This window comes from Lactiplantibacillus paraxiangfangensis, from assembly GCF_036246185.1.
GTDB lineage: Bacteria > Bacillota > Bacilli > Lactobacillales > Lactobacillaceae > Lactiplantibacillus > Lactiplantibacillus paraxiangfangensis.
In genome coordinates, this window is record NZ_BTPW01000055.1 from 1 (window position 1) to 5018 (window position 5018).

The 5018-nt window shown below is 36.9% G+C and carries 5 protein-coding genes; all 5 read left to right on the forward strand.

The window, feature by feature from the left end; translation table 11 throughout:
- The first annotated feature begins 396 nt into the window (after positions 1-396).
- The 5 genes from AAA939_RS15130 to AAA939_RS15150 all read left to right on the forward strand — a co-directional run bounded on the left by AAA939_RS15130 (position 397) and on the right by AAA939_RS15150 (position 4746).
- Positions 397-1272 carry an SDR family oxidoreductase gene (locus AAA939_RS15130; RefSeq protein WP_012478242.1) on the forward strand — a complete coding sequence of 292 codons (876 nt, stop codon included), beginning with the start codon at positions 397-399 and terminating at the stop codon, positions 1270-1272.
- Between the two features lie 580 nt (positions 1273-1852).
- Complete coding sequence (gene mobV, locus AAA939_RS15135; RefSeq protein ID WP_338231097.1) at positions 1853-2938, forward strand: MobV family relaxase; 1086 nt, start codon at positions 1853-1855, stop codon at positions 2936-2938.
- 595 nt (positions 2939-3533) lie between these two features.
- Complete coding sequence (locus tag AAA939_RS15140; RefSeq protein WP_004906453.1) at positions 3534-3689, forward strand: ribbon-helix-helix protein, CopG family; 156 nt, start codon at positions 3534-3536, stop codon at positions 3687-3689.
- A 72-nt stretch (positions 3690-3761) separates the two neighbouring features.
- Entirely contained in the window at positions 3762-4451 is a 690-nt protein-coding gene (locus AAA939_RS15145; RefSeq protein WP_012478241.1) for a replication protein, read from the forward strand.
- Positions 4435-4746, forward strand: coding sequence for a hypothetical protein (locus AAA939_RS15150; RefSeq protein ID WP_338231103.1), 312 nt, complete (start codon positions 4435-4437; stop codon positions 4744-4746). Before AAA939_RS15145 ends, AAA939_RS15150 begins: the two co-directional genes overlap by 17 nt.
- Positions 4747-5018 lie beyond the last annotated feature (272 nt).

Consider the following 5018-nt stretch of genomic DNA (forward strand, 5'->3'; position numbering starts at 1 on the left):
AATGATTGATATCCTAACTTTGAACCGTTAATTTAATACGTTCAAAGGCTCTGCTTATGCTCAGAGTAATAGGATTGATCTGTCTTTTAAAAGGAAACCTTTATTATTCGGTTATGATAAAAAGAGGGAGATATATCTTCCTCTTTTTCTTTTTTAAAAAAGTGGAAGTCCCCATGTAATATCGTAGAAACTGGTTCATCTATGATATTGATATCATATTTGTAATTTTATTAAGTAATGATGAATCCAATTGGAATTTCTATATTTCAATATTCTAGAGCATAGGCAGTTGCCTATGTTTTTTATTTTGATAAGTTTTATACTTATTTGGCTTACTTCAAATAATAGGTATCAAATGCTACCTAAATATTACATGATTAATGGAGGAAATTATTTATGACATTTAGTAACGTAGAAAATACACGAGTATGGTTTATTACAGGAGCGAGCAGTGGACTAGGATACGAGTTCACTAAAAAAGTACTAGAGTCAGGAGATAAGGTTGTTGGTGTTGCTAGAAATATTGAAAAACTTAATGAGTTAAAATACCAGTTTGAAGGAATGTTACTTCCGTTAAGTCTTGATGTTACTGATAGAAGTGCTGTTTTTACTACAGTGGAAACTGCCATTAAACATTTTGGAAGGATCGATATTGTCATTAACAATGCAGGAAATATGGTATTGGGAATGATTGAAGAATTTAGTGAAGATGAAGTTAGAAGTCAAATGGAGACTAATTTCTATGGTGCAATTTGGATTTGTCAAGCAGCTATGCCGTACTTACGGACACAAGGATCAGGTCATATTATACAGATATCTAGTATTGGTGGACTGATTACTGGTCCAATGTCGGGAATCTATAGTGCTAGCAAATTTGCTTTAGAAGGATTTAGCGAGGCATTAGCACAAGAAGCTGCACATTTTGGTGTAAAGGTATCTATCGTTGAACCCGGAGGCTATTGGACGAATCTATACTTAAAAATGAGTTTTACCACACAGAACAAAGAGTATGATTCATTACGTGAGAAGTTGGCTCAACAAAACTCAACCGAATCAGTTGATAGTGACCCTAAGTTGGCTGCCGAAGCTATAATGAAACTGGTTAATAGTGAGAATCCGCCTCTCCGATTGATTCTAGGAAGCCTTGTTTATGATTTAGCTGTTGAAAATGCAGAAAAACGTATATCTACATGGAAAGAGTGGGAATCAGTCAGTCGTTCTGCAGAACATGGGATTCCTGCACCAGAAGGATATGGAATAATCGAGGAATAGAAGATCAAAAAAATATTGAGATTATTTTTAAGTATGCCGCAATCGGGCGCGATTGTTGAATAAGTAAAATTAAGAGTGGCTACGGCTACTCTTTTTTTATTTGGCCAGAAGGAAAGATAAACGGGAAGTGTCAACGGTAAATGTCTGACTGGAGCAAAGCGGAAGGAATTTAAGGAGTTGATACGAGCCACTGATTTTCCACCCTCTCGGCATTGACAAAACTTTGTTTTGTCCTGCCAACCGGCGAGGGAGCCCCCTCAAAAAGTGAGGGGGTTGGGGGAGTTTTTTGGAGGGGGTCGAGGGGAAATTTTTCCCTCGTGGGTTTGGGCAAAGCCCATGGTTTTTTTACTTGATCTTGGGAATGAATTTGCAACCGTTGCGGAAAAGCGCAAAGGTGAAAATCTCATTTCTGTTACTAGGAAAAAGAAACGGCAGCAGCGGTTATTTTTTTGCTTTTGACTTTGGGAATCTGGCACAAGCCAGGTTCTTGCTTTGACCCTCGGAGAGCACACCTTTACGAATGTAAAGTATAGTGTGTTATACTTTACTTGGAAGATAACTCCGAAATGAGGTGCATACAATGAGTTTTGCAGTGGCTAGAATGACGAAATTAAAAGCTGATAATTTAGTCGGCATTGGCAATCATGACCAACGGAAAACGACTAATCACAGCAACGAAGATATTGATGTTTCCCGCTCCCACCTGAATTATGATTTGGTGGTTGGGCGCACTGATAATTTTAAAACGGATATTGAAGCCTATATCAACGAAAACAAAGCGAGTAAGCGGGCAGTTCGCAAAGACGCTGTTTTAGTCAATGAATGGATTCTAACCAGTGACAAAGATTTTTTTGAGCAATTAGACGAAGCCGAAACCCGCAAATATTTTGAAACAGCCAAACAATATTTTGCAGATAACTATGGTGACGAAAATATTCGCTATGCAGTCGTTCATATGGACGAAAAGACCCCACACATGCATATGGGCATTGTGCCCTTTGATAATGATAAAAAGCTCTCAGCTAAGCGTATATTCAATCGTGAAGCCTTACAACGTATTCAAGAGGAATTCCCACAGTACCTCAAAGAAAATGGCTTTGATGTTGAACGTGGCAACAAAAATAAAGAGCGTAAGAACTTATCAGTACCCGAATACAAAGCTATGCGGGAAGAATTGAAAAAAATAGAGACCGAAAAACAAGAGACACAAGTAAAGCTTGCACATACAAAAAAACAGCTTGATGAAATCAAGCCACGGGATAACAAAAAAATTGCTAGTAAACCCACCTTGATGAATAAAAATAAAGTCACGGTTGATAAATCTGATCTCGCTGATTTGGAACAACGGGCGTCTTTTAGTGATAATTACAATCAAATGCATGCTAGAGCAAGGCGTGAAGCCGACTCGTTAGGAGATAAACTGACTAGAACAACGTGGGAATATAATGACCTCGAAAGAGAAAATGTTCGTTTGCGAAAGTTAGTCGGAACACTTCAAGACATTGTGCGCAATGTTGATGAGTTTCTACACAAAAAACTAGGTATTAATTTACCTGAAAAGTGGCTAGAGCGTGCAGGACTAAAAGAACCGTCTAAAAAAGCCCCTGAAAGCTCACAGGAATTCGACAGGCATAAATCTGATGAATTAGGCGGTCCACATCTTTAAAACACTTATATGGGCTTAAAATGGCGTTTAAGAGCTTAATTTAACATCTCACTAGATTGAACGTAGTTAACTTTGTGTCTGTCAACGGTAAATCGAATTAAAGGGGCTTGCTGCTTTAGCAGTTAGCCCCTTTTTTGAGGCTTTAAGGAGTTGATAGACTAGCGGATAAAACACTTTTGCGCATGCAAAGAAAAGCACACCTGCTTTTTTTGCCTGCCCCACGGCGAGTGCGGGGTGAGTTTGAGCGGGAGCTCCCGCTCATTTATGGGGTCAAGCTGACACAGCTTGCGGGTTTGGGCGGAGCCCATATTTTGGTTTGAGTGGAATAAAAATTTTGAAAATCAGGGGGCAGGGAGCGATTTTCGCTCCCGTACTACGACCCCCCTTTTAAGTGCCGAGTGCCAATTTTGATAAAAAAGTGATTTTAAGCCTTTGATATCAATGGTTACAGAGTTTTATATCTCGGCGAGTTTTTGGCGAGTTTTTAGCGAGTTTTTAGCAAAATAGAGGTTTCTAGCACATATTGTTGACAATAATGTTGCAAAAACGCATAATAGTGGTGTACTTAAAATTAATTTAGTTTGGAGTAAAAAATATGGCTACAAATAAAAAAAGAATTACGGTCAGTTTAACTGAAGACCAGTATTCTACTTTGGAAAAACTTGCGAAAGAAAAAGGTTTTTCCAAGTCTGCGATTTTAGCTTTAGCTTTAGAAGATTATTCAAGAAAGGAATTAGAACAAAAAAAATAAGCGAAAACTCGGCTTGGGCAAGACGAAAGTTTCCGCTAAACATTGTTGTTCTAACAAGGTTATTCTACCATTATGGCAAAAGACAAATCAAGATACTTCACCTTTTTGTTATATCCCGAATCTATTCCAGAAGATTGGAAGTCGAAATTGGAATTAATTGGTGTCCCAATTGCTGTTAGTCCATTGCATGATAAAGATAAAAGTACTGTGCCAGGACAAGATTTTAAAAAGCCACATTATCATGTTGTCTATGTGGCTAAAAACCCAGTTACTGCTGATAGTGTTCGGTACAAAATTAAACAGCTTCTAGGCGATCAGAGTATTGCTAAAGTACAAATAGTCATCAGAAGTATGACAAGTATGTATTTATATCTTACTCATGAGTCGAAAGACGCTATCGAGAAGAAAAAGCATAAATATAATAAACAAGATATTACGCTGATTAATAATTTTGATATTGATAGATATATATCGCTTGATGTGGAAGATAAAGACGATATGTTGAATACTGTCTGTGATTTGATTGATGAATATGGGATAGCTAATATACGTGAATTGAAGCGTTTTGTTAGAGTTCATGGTAATGAGTATGGGCTTCCTAGTATGAAAATAATTAACTCCGTTTTGCGTGCGCATACTGCCTTGGTAAGGCTATATTTTGACGCAGTCTATCAAGAACGAAGATACGGCAGGGGCGATATTGATAAAGAAACGGGCGAAATATTGAACGATAAGGAGATTAGAGATGAAAAACAGAAATAAAACTGCATTTTGGATACCTTTTTCTATTACGTTTTGCGTTTTTTTGTTTTCCCTTTTTGCTGAGCCTTTTTTGGATAAAATATTTGGTGGCATTTTTGCCTTTTTTATTAATGATTTTCAGTTTTCTGATTCAAAAATAGGTGCATTTAAATTCTATTACGATAGTATCTCGGACGATTTTATTGTAAAAGATACAGATTTTATGACTGATGATGAAGAAAAAGAAGATGAAGATGGCTTTTCTATTATTGCAATGTGGAATTGGGAACGGAAAAATTATTTTATTAAAGAGTAATTCAACAAACGGGCCAGATTATGGAGCGAGCAATGAAAGTCCTTTTGCTAAGTAACATATGACAAGATATATTATCAAAACAGCTATTTGACAAATCAAGGCAATTTGTTATACTTGAATTAACTTTTATGAATGGAGGCTTCCTAATGATTGATATCCTAACTTTGAACCGTTAATTTAATACGTTCAAAGGCTCTGCTTATGCTCAGAGTAATAGGATTGATCTGTCTTTTAAAAGGAAACCTTTATTATTCGGTTATGATAAAAAGAGG

Bases quoted from the DNA above. Each gene is read 5' to 3' on its own strand.
- AAA939_RS15130 (WP_012478242.1), top strand. From the start codon at position 397: ATGACATTTAGTAACGTAGAAAATACACGAGTATGGTTTATTACAGGA.
- mobV (WP_338231097.1), top strand. From the start codon at position 1,853: ATGAGTTTTGCAGTGGCTAGAATGACGAAATTAAAAGCTGATAATTTA.
- AAA939_RS15140 (WP_004906453.1), top strand. From the start codon at position 3,534: ATGGCTACAAATAAAAAAAGAATTACGGTCAGTTTAACTGAAGACCAG.
- AAA939_RS15145 (WP_012478241.1), top strand. From the start codon at position 3,762: ATGGCAAAAGACAAATCAAGATACTTCACCTTTTTGTTATATCCCGAA.
- AAA939_RS15150 (WP_338231103.1), top strand. From the start codon at position 4,435: ATGAAAAACAGAAATAAAACTGCATTTTGGATACCTTTTTCTATTACG.